The organism is Pseudoalteromonas sp. NCCP-2140, from assembly GCF_023708065.1.
In the GTDB taxonomy this organism is placed as follows: Bacteria; Pseudomonadota; Gammaproteobacteria; order Enterobacterales; family Alteromonadaceae; genus Pseudoalteromonas.
In genome coordinates this window covers 179,147-197,411 of sequence record NZ_BRCZ01000002.1, presented here as the reverse complement: position 1 = coordinate 197,411, position 18,265 = coordinate 179,147, and the positions used below count along the sequence as shown (strand labels likewise).

General features: G+C 38.0%; 16 protein-coding genes. All 16 read right to left on the bottom strand.

Features of this window, described 5'->3' with window-relative positions; translation table 11 throughout:
- Nucleotides 1-2: 2 nt before the first annotated feature.
- Nucleotides 3-395 carry a hypothetical protein gene (locus NFU46_RS04825; protein ID WP_251600193.1) on the bottom strand — a complete coding sequence of 131 codons (393 nt, stop codon included), beginning with the start codon at nt 393-395 and terminating at the stop codon, nt 3-5.
- Nucleotides 382-1,731, bottom strand: coding sequence for an NAD(P)/FAD-dependent oxidoreductase (locus NFU46_RS04820; RefSeq protein ID WP_251600190.1), 1,350 nt, complete (start codon nt 1,729-1,731; stop codon nt 382-384). Before NFU46_RS04820 ends, NFU46_RS04825 begins: the two co-directional genes overlap by 14 nt.
- Nucleotides 1,732-1,758: 27 nt before the next feature.
- A complete protein-coding gene (locus NFU46_RS04815) occupies nt 1,759-2,583 on the bottom strand; it encodes an aminotransferase class IV (RefSeq protein ID WP_251600186.1) in 825 nt (274 codons plus the stop codon).
- A complete protein-coding gene (locus NFU46_RS04810) occupies nt 2,583-3,743 on the bottom strand; it encodes a LegC family aminotransferase (RefSeq protein WP_251600183.1) in 1,161 nt (386 codons plus the stop codon). The genes NFU46_RS04815 and NFU46_RS04810 overlap by 1 nt, the downstream gene beginning before the upstream one ends.
- Nucleotides 3,743-4,933: a UDP-N-acetylglucosamine 4,6-dehydratase gene (locus tag NFU46_RS04805; protein ID WP_251600718.1), complete on the bottom strand. Its 1,191-nt coding sequence runs from the start codon at nt 4,931-4,933 to the stop codon at nt 3,743-3,745. Before NFU46_RS04805 ends, NFU46_RS04810 begins: the two co-directional genes overlap by 1 nt.
- Nucleotides 4,908-7,025: a 6-hydroxymethylpterin diphosphokinase MptE-like protein gene (locus NFU46_RS04800; RefSeq protein WP_251600180.1), complete on the bottom strand. Its 2,118-nt coding sequence runs from the start codon at nt 7,023-7,025 to the stop codon at nt 4,908-4,910. Before NFU46_RS04800 ends, NFU46_RS04805 begins: the two co-directional genes overlap by 26 nt.
- An 81-nt stretch (nt 7,026-7,106) precedes the next feature.
- On the bottom strand, nt 7,107-7,400 hold the full coding sequence (locus NFU46_RS04795; protein ID WP_251600177.1) for a hypothetical protein: 294 nt from the start codon (nt 7,398-7,400) through the stop codon (nt 7,107-7,109).
- Nucleotides 7,393-7,818 (bottom strand): flagellar export chaperone FliS, encoded by a 426-nt coding sequence (fliS, locus tag NFU46_RS04790; RefSeq protein WP_178926701.1) that lies wholly within the window; start codon nt 7,816-7,818, stop codon nt 7,393-7,395. The genes NFU46_RS04795 and fliS overlap by 8 nt, the downstream gene beginning before the upstream one ends.
- Before the next feature lie 19 nt (nt 7,819-7,837).
- Complete coding sequence (gene fliD / locus NFU46_RS04785; RefSeq protein WP_251600165.1) at nt 7,838-9,244, bottom strand: flagellar filament capping protein FliD; 1,407 nt, start codon at nt 9,242-9,244, stop codon at nt 7,838-7,840.
- Nucleotides 9,245-9,268: 24 nt separating this feature from the next.
- Nucleotides 9,269-9,691, bottom strand: a complete 423-nt coding sequence (locus NFU46_RS04780; RefSeq protein WP_251600162.1) for a flagellar protein FlaG — start codon at nt 9,689-9,691, stop codon at nt 9,269-9,271.
- An 87-nt stretch (nt 9,692-9,778) separates the two neighbouring features.
- On the bottom strand, nt 9,779-10,849 hold the full coding sequence (locus NFU46_RS04775) for a flagellin (RefSeq protein ID WP_251600159.1): 1,071 nt from the start codon (nt 10,847-10,849) through the stop codon (nt 9,779-9,781).
- A 162-nt stretch (nt 10,850-11,011) separates the two neighbouring features.
- The gene (locus tag NFU46_RS04770) at nt 11,012-12,085 is read right to left on the bottom strand and encodes a flagellin (protein WP_251600156.1); all 1,074 of its coding nucleotides are present in this window, start codon (nt 12,083-12,085) and stop codon (nt 11,012-11,014) included.
- A 427-nt stretch (nt 12,086-12,512) separates the two neighbouring features.
- Complete coding sequence (locus tag NFU46_RS04765) at nt 12,513-13,583, bottom strand: flagellin (protein ID WP_251600153.1); 1,071 nt, start codon at nt 13,581-13,583, stop codon at nt 12,513-12,515.
- Between the two features lie 347 nt (nt 13,584-13,930).
- On the bottom strand, nt 13,931-15,163 hold the full coding sequence (flgL, locus tag NFU46_RS04760) for a flagellar hook-associated protein FlgL (protein ID WP_251600150.1): 1,233 nt from the start codon (nt 15,161-15,163) through the stop codon (nt 13,931-13,933).
- A gap of 2 nt (nt 15,164-15,165) precedes the next feature.
- Complete coding sequence (flgK, locus tag NFU46_RS04755) at nt 15,166-17,175, bottom strand: flagellar hook-associated protein FlgK (RefSeq protein WP_251600147.1); 2,010 nt, start codon at nt 17,173-17,175, stop codon at nt 15,166-15,168.
- Between the two features lie 13 nt (nt 17,176-17,188).
- Nucleotides 17,189-18,157, bottom strand: a complete 969-nt coding sequence (gene flgJ, locus NFU46_RS04750) for a flagellar assembly peptidoglycan hydrolase FlgJ (protein WP_251600145.1) — start codon at nt 18,155-18,157, stop codon at nt 17,189-17,191.
- Nucleotides 18,158-18,265: the final 108 nt, after the last annotated feature.

Below are 18,265 nucleotides of genomic sequence, written 5' to 3'. Positions count from 1 at the left end.
TTTTAACCTTCAAGATTTGATTTTCTTAGCCTGTCTGCGATTTTCGCAGCTTCCAGCACTAAATCTAAAGAAGAATAATCAACATCCGTAACTGTCCATAAAACGTCATTTTCAACTTTTTCTATGGCGCTTAATGCTCGAGAAAATAATTCTAAATCATGCGAGCAGAGTAAATTCAATCGCTGTAATTCATTAAGTTTTGCTTTAACTCCAAATGAACGGCAAAGTTCATGTCCACATTGGAGTAGGTAAACCGCATAAACTGCTTCAAGCCTATCACGAAATGCAAGTGCAGCGACAAAGAATGCCGCTGACTTATTATTATCAGCGAGAAAGCGCTCACATCGTTCAAATGAACGTTTCATACCAGGACATTTTTTATTATCTTGTTGCATTTTCATATACATCAACAATTACATCGTTCATAAAGAAAATGTCACCCCTAGCTTTACCAAACAACTCTATATTTTTGATGTACTTTTTAGCTATATAAAGCTGATCACTTTGCATTTTTCTAAAGTTAATCGTCGGTATAGGGAAACTATTTTTAAGTAGCTCAGCTTTTTCATACACTACTTTACTATTAGAAGGGAAAACACCGCAATCAATGAGCTCTTTTAATATGCTATCCCCAGTTGGTTTTGAAGAGTCAGAATCATTAGGTCGAAACACTTCCACAGTTGCACGATAACCTAATTCATCTCCTTTACTCTGCATATTCGAATACAAAGTTGTTCTGAAGTGACTAAAAGCGGGATCATAATTACAGTAATAGTGTAAATCTGTAATGGGTGCTCTATCAACAATCAGGTGTACAAGATAAGAGTCCAAGAACTTTAGTGGCTCAATGGGTTTTGCAAGCTCAATTGGGAGTAAGCGCAGCAAACCAAACAAAGGAACAGTCCAAGTCAAAGAGTTACATTGAACTTGTTCACCATTTGAAAGTGTTAATTCGTTAACGATGCCATTTTCTACGCCTAGACTTTCAATTTGAGTACCAAGTAAAACCTGTGCTCCAAAACCACTAAGTTTTTCAAGGAGAATGTTCACCCATTGTCCAATGCCACCTGTGCTTGGATAGAAACGAGTTTGCCCGGTTTTTCCCTCATGATGCGATCGAAACGCTAAAGCCTCATTTAATGGCTCAAATTGTTTAAGTATTCGAACTGATTCAGCGCTAAACCCCTGCACTCTAGCCAATCCAAAGAGTAGGTGCGAGTCGGGGGCTAAGTTAGATGCAGGTTCATAAAATAGCTTTTCTACTGCAGGTGCTATGAGCTGATTTGTTATGGTCGAACCAAATGTGCAGTTAAGCTGCTCGATAAGATTTCCGTAACTGGATGAGCGTTGAGAAACAGTCTCTACTAATTCATAAAGCCCCTTATAATAGTTGGCTAAATCCATAGTACCTGCATCAACTACTGGGGATTTTTCTCCGAGCACTCCCTTAATGTAATGCCCAGATTTTAAATAATCGAACTGCAGCCAGTCACCTTTTCTAACTTCACTAAACAATAAATCATCAAGTTCTTCTATCGCAAGCTCGCTAAGAAGGTGAGTCCCGTAGTCAAACACATACCCCTCTTCAGTATGCATCGACTTCATCAGACCACCAGCAACATGTGCACTATCAACCAATAAAACTCTTCGCCCCTGTTTAGCTTTCACTAAACCTGCAACAATACCTGCAATGCCAGCACCGACGATTACATCATCAAAACTATTATTCATACACTCACCTAAAACTTTATTATGTTATTAATCAAACTCTTGATTATTTAACATTAATTGATAGTAACCATGCACTTTTTGGGCCAAATTGAATTGAAGTTCTTGTTCAATTCCATCCCAAAAAAGCATTTTTACTGCACGAATTCCCCAAGTTGAAGAGACCATCCAAATCTCTTCGCAATCTTTAAGATCATCTAGTTTTACTTCATGTGAAACATAATTAAGTTGATTTCTATCAAATACTTGGCAAAGATTTTTGAGACTTACACTTGGTAAAATAGGATGTGTGCTAGATACCACAACAATTTTATCTTTGAATACTACACAAATTGCAGATGACAAACCTTCTGTAATACAATCTCCCCGGTAAGCAATTGCTTCATCAAAGCCTGATTTCAATAAGTCATTTCTTGTAAGCAGGGTAGAAGCACAACTAGTGAGTTTCATATCCGAATGAGCACTTCGAAATTCAGGTAACACTTTCGCTTTTACAAGCCTCAATTCACTTTTTGGCAGCGTAAATGCTTTAGCAAGTATTACAACACTCCCCCCTTCACCATCGACACCAGCTGTAGCCACAATTAAAATTTGTCCATCAACCAAGTCATTATGTTCGATACATGCTCTAACATAATCACTAATAGGTAGGTTTAACAATTTTTGAAAATTGCATTTAGCTAATGCTTTTGTAAATCTTTCTAAATGCTTAACAATTGACACTGGTTGTCGATTAGAAACATGTATTGATTCAAAGACACCAAAGCCAAACAATACAGCCATATCGGTAACATTTATCTTTGCATCTTCATTTCTGACAACATGACCGTCTATCAGGACGTATTTACAAAACATTAAATACAACTCTTTTCTAATGGTGTGCTAGGCAAGTTAACTACTCGATCTATCAACCATTCACTATTAGGTAGAGCTCCACGTAATGCCCCTTCGAACATAGGTAATGTATTTGCCAATTGCCATAATGGCCTTGTCATTACACCATTAGCGTTTGTTTCTTTTAATAAATGTTCTTTTTCTATCTTAGATGGGCATATAATTGCATTCAACCAGTAATTTGAACGCGCATACTCTGGCTCTGTAACAAACGAAAATTTGGAACCATCAAAAAAGCATTGATACTCTCTAGCAAGTTCTCTTTTCGATAATACAAACTGGTTGAGTTTACCAACTTGAGCACATCCAAGCGCAGCGTTTAGATTAGGCATTCTATAGTTAAAACCCACTTCATCATGAAAGTATTCAAAAGGATGTGGCACTTTAGCTGTTGTGGATAAATGCTTTACATGTTTGCCTAAGTTCTCGTCCATGCATAACGTAGCCCCACCTCCGCCAGTCGTAATAATTTTGTTGCCATTAAAGCTTAAAGCTGCAAGTTTACCAAATGTACCTGTATGTTTACCTTTATACAATGAACCTAGACTCTCTGCAGCATCCTCTACTAATACTATATTCCATTTTTGACAAACATTGTTTAACTCAAAAAGTTGAACAGGATGGCCAAATGTATGCATGGGCACAATTGCACGAATAATTTGACTCGTTTTTCTGTGCCTGCATTGTCCATCACTGTCAATTAAAGCATTCTCTTCAAGGTACAGAGAAAGAGCATCTGGACATAACCCTAAGCTATACTTGTTCACATCAATAAATAAAGGAGTAGCATGCAAGTAATGAATAACATTACATGTAGCTACAAAAGTAACAGCTTGAGTAATTACAATATCACCTGGCTCTACTCCTGCGGAATACAGAGCACAGTGTAAAGCAGCGGTTCCATTAACCATAGCAACCGCCTTTGTAGCTCCCGTATAAGACTCTAGAAGCTTTTCGAACTCATTAACATAGCCTCCAACGCTTGAAACAAAGCTGCTTTCAATTGTGTCCAATACATTTTCTTTCTCGTGGTGATCAAATGTAGGTCTATGTAAAGGAATAAACGAATCATCATTATAGTAACTACGAATAAATGAAATTAGATCATTGCTGGAAAACACTACATTTTTTCCTCTAGTGACTTACCTAGATTCAAATGCTGAAACTCAGGCAATAAACTCTCAAACAAATACACTATATCTTGAGATGTCCATTTTCCAGAGTGCCTTAGATCGGAAATACCTTCAGAAAAAATGCGCAACTGCTCCTCATCATAAACAGGGCTCTGCTTAATAACTCCCACATTTGAAAAGCGGTGCCAATCAATTATCTCTTGCTCTGTGTAAAACTCCTCTTGAGGCTTTTCTCCAGAAGTATCTGAGCTTGAAAATAAGCAAGGCCACTTACCTTTTTTTGGAAGGGTTTTTGATAGTTGCCTAGCCTGTTCTTCAGATTCACATAAGTAAGGCTCAAAGCCCCTTAGTTTTAAATAACGGCTTGCTAAGTTTGAAAAGCTTTGTAAATGTAACGCATCGTTTAGTTTTGGAAAAAATATTTCTAAATTATTACCCAATAGACACGATAGCAAACATAACTGTCCTGATTCTTCTGGAGTAACAAAGTAACGAAGCACGTCAGTTGGGGCAACTAGCGGCTGTTCTTTCAATATACGCATATCAAAACTATGCATTAAAGAACCATCACTAAATGCAACATTTGCAAACCGGGCCATGGAAACTGGCAATCTCCTGCTTTCCTGCATTAAGAATAATTCCATAATACGCTTACTGGCCCCCATCATATTGACCGGGTTTGCTGCTTTATCTGTTGATACACTGAAATACTTCTTAGCGCTTTTATTTATCGCTTGGAAGAGAGATTTTTGCGTATTAAAAATATTGGTCTCAACCATACGCATGAGCGTAAATGGGTCTTTTTCACTGCGAACATGTTTAAGTGCTGAGAGATTCAAAACATAATCATAGCCAGATTGATAAGCCATAAATGACTCAAACTCAAGCGAACCAATATCGAGTGAAAATGTTTTAAACTCTCCTCCTATATATCCATATGAAGAACGAATATCTCGCACCAACTCAACTAAGTTGTTTTCACTTATATCTACAACGTGTAGAACTTGTGGTCGTCTTTTGAATAGTTCTTTAGTGACAGATTGACCAATAGTTCCTGCACCTCCTAAAACTAAAAAACGAGACTGTGAAACTAAGTCACTTAGATAGTCGTCAAAACTAGCCAGGTCATCATCAAACAAATTTTCGTTGCGATTAAGCAGATGTAGTAACTTCATTATTTTCACATTGTTCTTCTAGGAATTCAGGTCTTGACCAATTACATTTCGTTTTAAAATTAAGTCTAAAATCTACTTTTACTGTTTCTAAAAAATCTAACCAAACATCAAAAGCTTTTCTAAATACTTTTAAAGTTTCTTTCTCATCCTTGTAATAATAGAGCAAAGTAACTAAAGGACAATGAATATACAGTAGAGATCCTTTAAGCATATGGAAAAGGTGTTCATATTTAGTTTTGCGATACGAATAAATAACGCGTTGCTGTGCCTTCATAAGTTCATGAGCTTCATTTCGAGAATTAAATTCGCGTTTACCAATAGAAATGAGGTGATCGCATAGCTCATCAAACGTATCAAAAGCTAAATCTGCTTCTAAGTCATTCTTCGGTATTGCTTTAAAAAAGTTCTTTTTGATATCTGCAATTACCTTTGTCTTATCTAAATCTGGTAAATTGGACAACAACAACTCATCTTCTCTCGTTGGATAAGCATTTTCAATTTCGGCACCTTCTCCAACATTGTATATATTTACGTCTTTTAAATTAGACAATAAAATATCCATATTTCTTTTTGCTGCACTCATAAAAGTAGTGGCATAAACATCAGAATCTAAATTACCTTTAAGTTTAATAGATGCACCTTCTAACGGTTTAAACTTATCTGAAAAGTTCTTATCTTTGTATATGCTTAACTTTGAGTGGCTTTGCTTAACGTCAACAGCTCCGTTATCGACACCAAATAAATAAATATCCTTTGAGCCAAGACTTAACGCATAAGATAATGCTGTATTACAAACAAGGGGTCCAGCTCCAGGCAATGGGCGAACATTCACATTAAAGTTCTTTAATATTTGTAAGCGAACAAAAGAAGATGCAGCTTCGGGTCCCTTCATGCCCATTCCTCCCCAGTTATATAAATCATAAACATCGGGGTACATAACATCTACAGCCAATAAGTTCTTTTGTTGATACCCTGACTCTGGTTTTATCGCCTTTTGAATATCAAGCGTTAGCTTTGTTCTTTCAACTAATATATGAAAGTCGCAATCAATACCCGCTTTTTCCAAAGTTTGTAATGCCGTACCACCAGCCAAAATTATCGCTTTGCCTTGGTAATTCTTTAAAATAGTAAGACTTTCATCAAGTGAAGGACCATTCCCAATTACAAAGATAGGTACGTTTTTCATTGATTGTACACCTTCTCTATTAGGAATAAAGCAGGGTATATTATTTTCTATATTATGAATCGCGTGAGACAACCCAGTGATCGCATCGTTATAAAACCCATAGCCATGATGAAGGTGGTAGTAATTATCGAAATACTCTTTAATTGCTTTATTGATTTCATCAGATGGATAATGCTGATAACAGAAACTATTTATGAATGAAAAGGCACCTATATCTTCACTAATTGCGGAGACACTATTAAAAAACTCATTATAACCAATACCTATATTTAAAAATAAACAACCGCCTTGCTCATCAATATCTTTTACTATTTTAGACCAATCAATACAAAACAAACTAGCATAAAACAGCTCTTCATCTGGTTCACAAATAAATAAATAATCAAACGTATGTTTTTCTAAAAGCGCTGGTAGATGGTATCCAAGACCAATTCCAAAAACTAAACAAGTAGGATAATGTTCAGGAAGCTCCTTAAGTACTTCCAACCCCGAACACTCTAAAAAACTATTATATAACTTGGCAATGTATTGAATATGAATCCGTTCGTCTTTAGTTTTAACTTCATTTCCCAAGAAGTAATTTCTTCGGCTATAGTTTGCATTTTTAGTGTAATAATCAACCTGTTCTTGTGCTTGCTCTAAAGGTGCGTCTCCATATAATGGTATTGAACTTCCTGATGGTACAAAGTTAGCTGCACCGTCAGCTGTTGCGTGCAGACAAAAATCTTCTCTAGGATGGTACCCCGAAATAAATTTTCCAATATCAGGGTAATACTCTTCGAACATAGATTTGTTATTTGAAAATAAAATATTGGCTTTGTCAGCTAATATCCTCTCTCTTTTTAATAACAGTTCTTTTTCTACCAAGAGCTCTTCGAGCTCTTTAATTTCACTACTATAGTTTTTCATCTTATTACCTAGTATTTTCTCTATCAGCATTTAAGAGCAAGTTTTATGCCTAGGTACTCAAACTTAGTCAGATGTTAAGTTCTATTTAGGGGTTTTGTATGCTCTTAATTTATTATTATTTCTCATAAACTCACCTAATTCAATTTTAACGGTTTCTTTATTGCTTTCTAACAAGTTAATAAGTTCTATCATTTCATTTAGCGAACTTTCGATTTGAAGCTTATTTTCAATTAACTCTTTATCTGAGAATTCTCTCACTAAACCATCTAATTGTTTAAACTTAAGAGTTAGTAGCTCAAAATCTAAATTACTTTTATCTGCGAGTTTAGCCTTGATACCCACAAGAGCAGTGTTGAGCTCTAAAACTTTATCCAACTTGACTTTCTCTTTGCTCATCAAGGGCTTGCATTCTTACATCAACAGGAATTGCATCCCAAGCCGATTTAATCTCTTTTATCAGATTACCAACTTCTTCTAAAATTGATGCATCATTATTCATAGTTGCGTCAACTAAGCGATCAATCATATAGCTATATAATGCATATAAATTTTCAGTTACTTCTCCACCTTGTTTAAAATCCAAACAACCACGAAGGGCTTCAATTATTGCGGTAGCTTTTGATATGTGCTCAGCTTTTGCTTCATAATTTTTAGATTCTATTGATACTTTAGCATGCACCAACTTTTCGAGTACCCCAGCAAATAACATTTGAATCACTTCATATCGATCAGCACCAGCCAATCGAGTTTTAAGTGCTTCCTTTTGATAATTTTTCACTTTAGCGTTATACATAAATCACCTTATTAATTTGTTAAGAACTTGATTTCGTGAAACCAGGTAAACTTGAAAGTTGTGAACTTAAATAAGTTTGAGTAGATTGCATTTGCGCTAGCAATACATCTAGCCCTGCATACTGCTGTCTTAATCTAGCCTCTAAAGACTCCATCCTATATTCGTGGTTTGCAACATCATCCTCTAGATCTTCTAGTTGAGAGTTTAAGCTATTTTCTCGTTGCTTCATAATACCATCATTCTCAACATAATTTTCTAGAAGTGACTCTAACTGCTTAGCTATTCCGCCCTCACCCGCAAATGCTTTACCAATATCATCATAATTCTCATCCATTGCCTCATTCAAACTACGAACTAGGCTAGATTTCTCAATATAGCCTTCCTTATTAACACCCAAACCAATATCAAATATACTCGTGAAGGGTCCCGCATCGGTTATCTCTGTAGATAAAGCATTAACTAATTGAGAATCAAATGAACGTAAGGTCGCATCACTATTCAAAGGCTTCCCGATCCTAGTTTGTAAGCCTATCTGACCAATTAAATTGTTATAATTAGAGATAAACTCATCGACCAATTTAGTCACACTTGCAGTATCTACTTTAACTGAAAGTTTAGCTGTCTCACCGTCAACACTTTGTCGCTTTGCAACAATTGTCATATCTTGTACAGCATCTTTAAACGTATTGGTATCGTTAACAATTGAAATACCATCCACTTTAATTTCTGCACTTTTGGCTTCATCACCAGCAGCAATTGCAATACCGCCAGCAGTAACACCATCGTTGGCAAGTGTTGAAACATTATCAAGTTCAGCAGTATCGTTAGTAATAACTAAATCATTGCCGGTACCAGATACATTTGATGTGAGAACTAATTTTGATTCTGTCCCCGTGTTAATGATATTCGCTGTAACACCAAAGTTATCGTCAGAATCATTGATTGCATCACGTAAGTCAGCAAGCGTTGCTCCCGCATCGAGTGTTAAGTCAAAACTTTTATCGCCAGCAGAAAAGGACAACGTACCACCAGAAGCTGTGACAACATCATCTGTTGAAGTAAACAGGCCAGCATTAGATGTCGCTCGACTACCTTGAGCAAGCTCAACCACTTCAATGTTGAAATCCCCAGGTGAAATATCAGATGTTGGTGTTACTGATATGAGGTCGCCATCATCACTGGTCGGTTGCTTAATGTTCGCAATTCGCTTGTTAAAGTTATCTATATCAGCTAACTTTTCAATAGTATCCTGCAGCTTAGACATTGCAGACTTAACTTCGCCTAACGAAGATAGTTCCACTTGTAGCGATTCTTGTTTTTCAGCAAACGCTTGTATTTTAGGGGTATTCTCAGCTGAAAGTGTTGCACTGATTATGCTCTCTAGATCAAGTCCAGAGCCAACCCCTGCAGATGTAATTAATGCCATTGTAATACTCCTAAATACTAAACTTTATGCAGTTCTATCGAACAACAAACCTTTGTTGCTTAATTTATCGGCAAACTCTTCCAAAGCTTTAGCTACTTCACGAAACTCTTCAGTTGGGATCTCCCTAATAACTTCATCGTTTTCTCTATCTAAAACTTTAATTATTGGCGGATCACCTTCTTCATCAAATTCAAAAATTAAATTTGTTGATGTAACAGGGATATAACTATTGAGTTTTTCAAGGTTTTGTTTTACTTCAGCAATCAGATCTTTTTTGTCTTTTTGCTCATTTAGTTTAGAAACCAGTTCAATATCCACTGCCTCTCTTCCAGCAAGTTCTGTGCCTTTATTTGATTTAATATCATTTATTTCAGCTTTTAAATTTGCAGAATTTCCACCGGCAGTAAGGTTATCATTAGACCTTTGCGTCGAATTAAGATCTATCATAGTAACACCTCTTAATAACTTACTCGTTAAGTATAAGCCACTTCAGAACAAATTTCCTGAGCTCTGAAGTAACTTATAAAACAAATACTAGCCTAGTAGTGAAAGCGCTACTTGAGGGCGTTGATTTGCTTGACTTAAAATGGACTGGCTAGCTTGTTGTAAGATTTGCATCTTAGTTAAGTTTGCAGTTTCTGTTGCAAAGTCAGTATCTTGAATACGAGATCGAGCAGCTGATAAATTTTCAGCAATATTTGATTGGTTACGAATTGTTGATTGGAAACGGTTTTGCACAGCACCAAGCTCAGCACGCTTTTTATCAACTACTGCGATTAGTGAATCCATACCAGCCATCACAAGTTGTGCACCTACTTGGCTTGATACCGAAATACCTGTTTCAGTAAAAACTGCAGCAAAAGTAGCATCTGCTGTAGAGAAGTCACTATCTAACTCTGATAAAGATGCTAAGTCGTCTTGGTTAAGTACGCCAGGCGTAGCGGCTGTCACAGCAGGAACTGCTGTAATACCGTTAGCTGTATCAGCTGTAATTGCAGCTGCTGTCTCAACCCCAGCTAAAACTTTACCTGTCACGGCAGAGGCTATATTAGCTAAACCCGATAAAGTAAATCCACCATTAGCCGCTAAACTGTTTGAACCATTAGCTGTATCGCCTACCTCTTTCATACTAAAACCAATAGTTTGAACAGCATCTGCACCTACTTGGAAACTGGCCGAATAAGTACCATCAAGAAGGTTTTGTCCACCGAATGAAGTATCCTCTGCAACACGATTTGCTTCACTCATCAAAGAGCGTATTTCTTCTTGAATCGCTAAACGATCTTCATCAGTATTTGAGCCATTTGATGCTTGTTGAGCTAATGTACGTACACGCTGAAACATTGATGTAACTTCGTCTAGTGCACCTTCAGCGGTTTGCGCCAGTGAAATTGCATCGTTAGCATTTCGGTTCCCCTGGTTCAAGCCATTAACTTGACCTGTTAGGCGATTCGAAATTTGCATACCTGCAGCATCGTCTTTTGCACTATTAATGCGTAAACCTGATGATAATCGTTGGAATGAAGTATCCAGTGAGTTGCCAGATTTCATTAACTGGCGCTGTGCGTTCAAAGAACTCACATTTGTGTTTACATATAAAGCCATATTAGCCTCCGCTTTATCATTTTATAGTTAAACAGCGGGATACCCCTACCCTGCTATTTAACCGACTTAGAGCCCTAAATTTATAGTCCTCTAAATCAGTTATCGTCTGATAAAGCGAAAGCTTTAGCTTTATTTGTAACTTTTTTAACTATTTTTAAAATTTTAGCCTTGTAATAAGCTTAGAGCCGCTTGAGGTCGTTGATTTGCTTGACCTAATATAGTTTGACTTGCTTGTTGTAAAATTTGATTTTTAGTTAATATTGCTGTTTCAGCTGCAAAGTCAGCATCTTTAATACGTGACTTTGCCGCACTTAAGTTTTCAGATACATTTGCTTGGTTTCGTATTGTAGATTGAAAGCGGTTTTGCACAGCACCTAATTCAGCACGCTTTTTATCAACTACTGCGATTAGTGAATCCATTCCAGCCATTACAAGTTGTGCACCTACTTGACTTGATACCGAAATACCTGTTTCAGTGAAAACTGCAGCAAAAGTAGCATCTGCTGTAGAGAAGTCACTATCTAACTCTGATAAAGATGCTAAGTCGTCTTGATTAAGTACGCCAGGCGTAGCGGCTGTCACAGCAGGAACTGCTGTAATACCGTTAGCTGTATCAGCTGTAATTGCAGCTGCTGTCTCAACCCCAGCTAAAACTTTACCTGTCACGGCAGAGGCTATATTAGCTAAACCCGATAAAGTAAATCCACCATTAGCCGCTAAACTGTTTGAACCATTAGCTGTATCGCCTACCTCTTTCATACTAAAACCAATAGTTTGAACAGCATCTGCACCTACTTGAAAACTTGCAGCATAGGAACCATCTAATAAGTTTTGCCCCCCAAAAGTAGTGTCAGAAGCAATTCTATTTGCTTCTGACATTAGCTGTCTGATTTCTTCTTGAATTGCAAGCCGATCTTCATCTGTATTAGATCCATTCGCAGCTTGTTGAGCTAATGTTCTTACACGTTGAAAGTTGCTCGTTAACTCATCCATCGCACCTTCGGCAGTTTGTGCAAGTGAGATAGCATCATTAGCATTTCTATTACCTTGGTTTAAACCTAGTATTTGCGATTGTAAGCGATCAGAAATTTGAAGACCTGCCGCATCATCAGCTGCACTATTAATACGCAAGCCTGATGAAAGACGTTTAAAAGAAGTATCTAAATCCGTACCAGTTCTATCCAACTGTCTTTGTGCATTTAATGCACTAACATTAGTATTTACATATAAAGCCATAATAAACTCTCTTCTTATCTGTCAAAGTAAAGCCACTTGTTAAAAGTGAACTTGACAAAGTGACCCTTACAGCGGCAATTCTAAGTCGCCTAGGGCAAAAAACTGCCACTTTGCTGATTAGTTGATTAACTTAAAAGAACTAGAGCAATTAATAGGCCAACTATTAACTAAACACTAAAGAATGAGAAAAGGCTCCTAATAGGAGCCTTGAAAGAGATAAGTTTAAGAGTGGGTTCTTTTTCACAAACTATGGCATAATTTGTGCTTTATATTTTATGTTCTTACAAATGTTAGAACACTACTGTCAGGATTTTGAGCGCCTCCGCTTTACAATCCTATCTTAGCGCCTTTGTTAATACCCCATTAGACAAAGGCGCTTTTCTTTTAAGTCAAAGTTTTGACTTCACTTTAACTAAATCCCCAACTATTAACCTAATAAGCTTAATGCAGCTTGAGGACGTTGGTTAGCTTGACTCAAGATTGTTTGGCTAGCTTGTTGTAAGATTTGCATCTTAGTTAAGTTCGCTGTCTCTTGAGCAAAGTCAGTATCTTTAATACGTGATTTCGCAGCACTAAGGTTTTCAGCAATATTCGATTGGTTACGAATTGTTGATTGGAAACGGTTTTGTACAGCACCTAACTCAGCTCGTTTTTTATCAACTACTGCGATTAGTGAGTCCATACCAGCCATTACTAACTGAGCTCCAGCTTGACTCGAAACTGAAATACCTGTTTCAGTAAATACTGCTGCGAATGTAGCGTCAGCAGTTGAAAAGTCACTATCTAACTCTGATAAAGATGCTAAGTCATCTTGATTAAGTACGCCAGGCGTAGCGGCTGTCACAGCAGGAACTGCTGTTATACCGTTTGCCGTGTCAGCTGTAATTGCTGCTGCAGTCTCAACCCCAGCTAAAACTTTTCCAGTAACGGCTGAGGCAATGTTAGCTAGACCTGATAAGGTAAAACCTCCATTTGCCTCTAAACTATTAGAACCATTAGCAGTATCACCTACTGTTTGCATACTAAAACCAATTGTTTGCACCGCATCAGCACCAACCTGAAAACTAGCCGAATAAGAGCCATCTAAAAGGTTTTGCCCACCAAAGGTAGTATCTTGAGCCACGCGATTCGCTTCACTCATCAATGAACGAATTTCTTCTTGAATCGCTAAACGGTCTTCATCTGTATTCGAACCATTTGCCGCTTGTTGAGAAAGTGTACGTACACGCTGAAACATTGATGTAACTTCGTCTAGTGCGCCTTCAGCTGTTTGTGCAAGTGAGATTGCATCGTTTGCGTTGCGGTTACCTTGGTTAAGACCGTTGATTTGCGATGTTAAACGGTCTGAAATTTGAAGACCTGCCGCATCATCTTTTGCGCTATTGATACGCAGACCTGATGATAAACGTTGAAATGAAGTATCTAGTGAATTACCAGAATTCATTAATTGTCTTTGTGCGTTTAATGAACTAACATTTGTATTTACATAAAGTGCCATGATATTTCTCCCGAAGTAAACTTATCATTTACTCTCAAACTTACTCTAATTAAGCGGTAACTGTTATTTGTTACTCTGCTTGGTTAATTAAGTTATCGGTCCGCTCAAAAAATCCTTTAGTGAATTTTTAAACAATTTTTATTTTTTTATTTAATGCACTGTATTTAAAAGAAAAATAATTTAAAATTTTAGCTAAACATGGCTACTGGTTACCTTGAAAGCCGCTATCACGATGCTTTACTAAAGATATAAATACTAAAAAGAGTGCCCTAAAAGGGTTTTTAAAGTGTGAAGATTAAGGAAGGTTTTGTAGGTTAAGCTTATTAAATAAGCTTAACCTACATAAATTATAAGTAATCAAATAATGAGAGGTTAGCCAAACGGCCAAATGTTGCCTGTGCAGCTTGCAGTGATGTTTCCTGTTTGGTGAGTTCAGTAATCGCTTCAGCCATATCAAGCTCAACAAGCTCAGCTTTTGCAGCTTTATTGCTAGTATCTAAGTCACCGTTTGATTGTTCAATTTTCTTGGCTGTATTTAAGCGACCACCTAAGCCAGCCTGAACAAGTGAAACCTGATTTTTGGCATTATCGAGTTGTACAATGGCATCCGCTAAAACTTGATCAAACTCTTCTTGAGTTAAATCAGGATTGGTTAGTCCTGCTATCAGGTCATCCAAAGTATTTAACGCATTCTCTTTTTGTGGTGCTTCAAGGTCAACATCAACTTGGCCGTTAGCGACAGGATCAATGTTCACCTCCATGCCTTTATAAACGATTTTTCCGTTTTCAAAGCTGCCACTATCAATCGTTACACCTGCTTGCTGTACAACAAATGTATCTGGTGTGCCTGTAGTAGTAATAAAGCTTAGTGTATTAGCATTTGCCGCTGCGGCAGGATCAGCGTTGTAATTTGCCTGATGAAATTTATCAAAATCAGCTTGCTCAGTAACATAAATTTTTGAGCTTGTAATCCCGCCGGAAACTGTGCCATCGTTTGAGGCAACATTTAAGCGCGCATCAACTTTTTCGAATGTATCAAAACCATTGTCACTTGACTTGATTTCTACACCTTCAGCCACTTTGATTTTGTGTTGCCCCTGATCGCCACCATATTCGTAACGACCAGACGAACTATTAAAGGTGTAAGACGGAGTATTATCTTGATAACCCGAAAAGATAAACTTTCCGTCTTCGGTCTTTGCATTCATTAGATCAAGTACCGTACTTTGCAGTGCCTTAACTTCTTCAGCGATCCCTTCACGGTCGATATCACTATAGGCACCGTTACCAGCTTGAATAGATAAAGTATAAGCAGACTCAAGCGCACCTTTAATATTTTGCAGCACACTTTCTTCTGTCGTCAGGCGGCTATTCAGCATAGTAATGTTTTTTGTGAACTGTTCATTACCCTGAATGCGATCGTTATAAAGTAATGCGCGAGCCGTGGCTGAAGGATCGTCAGCAGCAGTCAATACACGCTTTTGGGTATTAACCTGCTCTTGTGCTTTGTTTACGTTTTGCTGTGAGTTAAGAATAGAGTTAAGGTTATTCTTATACATCATGTTATTTGAAATACGCATAATTACCTCGCCGCACTTAATAAGGTGTCAAAAATAGTACGTGCTGTTGAAAGTACCTGTGCCGATGCAGCATATGATTGTTGAAAGCGCAGTAAGTTTGCCGCTTCTTCATCAAGGTTTACACCTGATAGTGATTCATACCAAGCTTCTGATTGATCAGCTAGTGCTGTAAAGGCCGCACCATTCGTTTGGGCTTGGCTGGTGACAACACCAATATCAGTCACAATACCTGAATAGGCTTGATTAAACGTTTTATGATTATCAGCAGTACTACTTGCTTCAACATTTTGACGCACTAGCTCACCATTTTGTAAATCGGCCAATAGCAAACCATTACGGTTATCGTCAAAACCACCAGTGTTAAACTCTAATGTAAAGGTGTCACCTGTTGCAGGTGAGCCTTCAATATTGAAGTCAAAGCCGTAGGTATCGTAAGGCGCCCCTGCTTGAGCAAGAATATTCTCAGCAGGTGGTGTAATGGTAAACGTCGATGTACCGTTACCATCTGTGATTTGATATTCGTTAGCATTCGCCGTTTTAACTAACGTGATATCGCCATTCGCCAAACTCGGTGGTGGCCCTAAGGTAATACCTGTTGAGTTGTCAATATCCGATACTGTGCCAGCAGAAATACTTGCATCACTGGTGTTATTTATATCGTTCGCAGTTCGAATAGGTGATGCTAACGCTAAATCTTCAGGGCGTTCAGTTGCAAGTTCTAAGCTCGTTGCAGCTTGAGAGTTCAACTTAACCATAAATTGGTCACCAGCATTGGCAGCACCCGATACATTGAGCTGTAAACCAAAAGCTTCACCACCCGTAATAGTTGAAGAGTCAATCACACCTGCTGTCACATTCGCTGTAGATGCGGTGCCAATGGGCTCCCCTTTATTATCGATTACCTGAATTTCAACGGTGGTTGCGCTTGTATATGTAACGATAAAATCACTTGCTGGCAATTCGCTGCCTTTACCTGGTTCAACCGTTGCCGTCATTGTTGATGTGCCCGTATTAGCTTGATAACCAAACGCATCTACCGTTGGAATAGCAAAAATATCGCCGCCAATTTCACCATTAGCGTCCATACCTAAGCTATTTTGTTGGTTAAAGGCATCGGCTAATGCTAAGCCCATTTGACCGAGCTGGTTTTGCGCTGGCACTAATATATCGTCTCGAAATGCCAGTAAGCCACCAATTTTGCCTTTCAATTTACTTACATCAACATCAAGCGGCACGGCTTTGCCACCGTTTACATCAAGTTTTAATTCTTTAAAGTTCGGATCAGGATCGCCACTGAATGAAAACAGGTTAAATGTGCCACTTTGCATAACAAGAGCTTGACCAGAGCCTAAGTACACTTGTTTTTCGCCGTTATTACCATCGAGTGTTTCAATATCAATCAGCTCAGATAAATCACGAATCGCTTTATCACGTTCATTATATAAACCACTTGATACTGACTCACGATCAGTACCATGAACCGACGCAATCTTGGTATTTAAATCACTGATATTTTGGATCAGGTTATTAGCTTCATCTGAAAAGATTTCTAGCTGCTCATTTACCACTGCTTTTTGGTCAACAACAATGCTCGACAACCTGTCCATTTGATCAATCAAATTTTGTGCATCCGTCATGACCAGTGAACGAGCTACTGTTGATGACGGTTGATTTAAGCTTTCTTGTACATTATTAAAAAACGAATTTACGCTCGTTGATAAGCTGTTTGACTCTTCTGAAAACAAGCTATCTACACGGCTTGCTTCAGTTACAAACTGATCAAAGAATGCTTTATTAGAGGTATCTCTATTTAATTGCTTTTGCGCAAATTCATTCAATAAGCGATAAGTCTCACCACGACCGACTTGGTTGTCGATCATGGTTGTGAACTCGGTACGCTCACGCACATAGCCCTCGGTATTAACGTTGGCGATGTTTTTACTGGTGGTTTGTAAAAGCTCAGAGTTAGCTCTTACACCGGCATTTGCTATGTCATATAAGCTAAATGACATGAGGGTCTACTCCTTAACGTACCAATGAAGCAGCGACGCTTTGAAGCTCAACACGCTTCAATACCTGCTTAATTTTATCGGCATAATTTGGATCTGTTGCATAGCCTGCTTTTTGTAACGAATCTAAAAAGGCAGCAGGTTCTGCGGTATTATTAAGTGCTTCTTGATAACGTGGGTTTTCATTTAAAAAATCCACAAAGTCGTTCACACTATCTTTAATCGATTGATAAGAGCGAAAACTTGCTTGCTTTTTAACTGGCACACCTTGTTCAAACTCAAGCGTGACTTTGCTTGCTTTATCACCTTGCCAGCTCCTATCCGATTTAATATTGAATAAGTTGTTACTACTTGTGCCATCAGCTTTACTGATGATGTGTTTACCCCAGCCCGTTTCAAGTGCTGCTTGAGCAACCATCACAGCTGGGTTTAAGCCAATTTTCTCAGCCGCATTTTTAGCGTGCTCCCAAACAGAGCTAATGAAAGACTCAGCATCTTCAAAGCGGTTTTCTGTTTGCTCGTTCGCTGATGTATCCTCGACAGCTTGTGGTTTAGCCTTAGCCTCACTAGTGCTATCAAGGACACCGCTTGCGCGTTTATCACTAGCAAAGTCAGTCGTCGTTCTTAGTACAGAACCCGGGGTAAACTGTTTACCGTCTGGCGAGAGCTGCTGAACAATCAAGTCAGCTAGACCCAACGAGCCATTTGATGAAAGCTCAACCGACATTTGTTGGTCATGCATCTCTTCAAAAAATTTAACGCCGCTTGAATTGAATGGGCTGTCTTTATCTTCAAACGCTTCATTTGCTTTACGCATACTCTTAAGCAGCATCTGAGTGAAGATAGATTCAAATTGTGCCGCCGCTTTTTTCAGCGCCTCTTTTGACGCATCGCTAGAGGCATCACTTTTTAAGGCATTTTGACGTAATGAGTCTAAGTTGCCTAAATCAAAAAAGTTTTGCTTGTCGAGATGATTAGTATCCATCAGCTTTTTGACACAATAGTTAATAATGAAAATTAAAATGCAAAAATTGCGCCAACAAAAAATTTTATAAATGAATGGCTAATAACGGATAGTGGAATGGTGTAACTT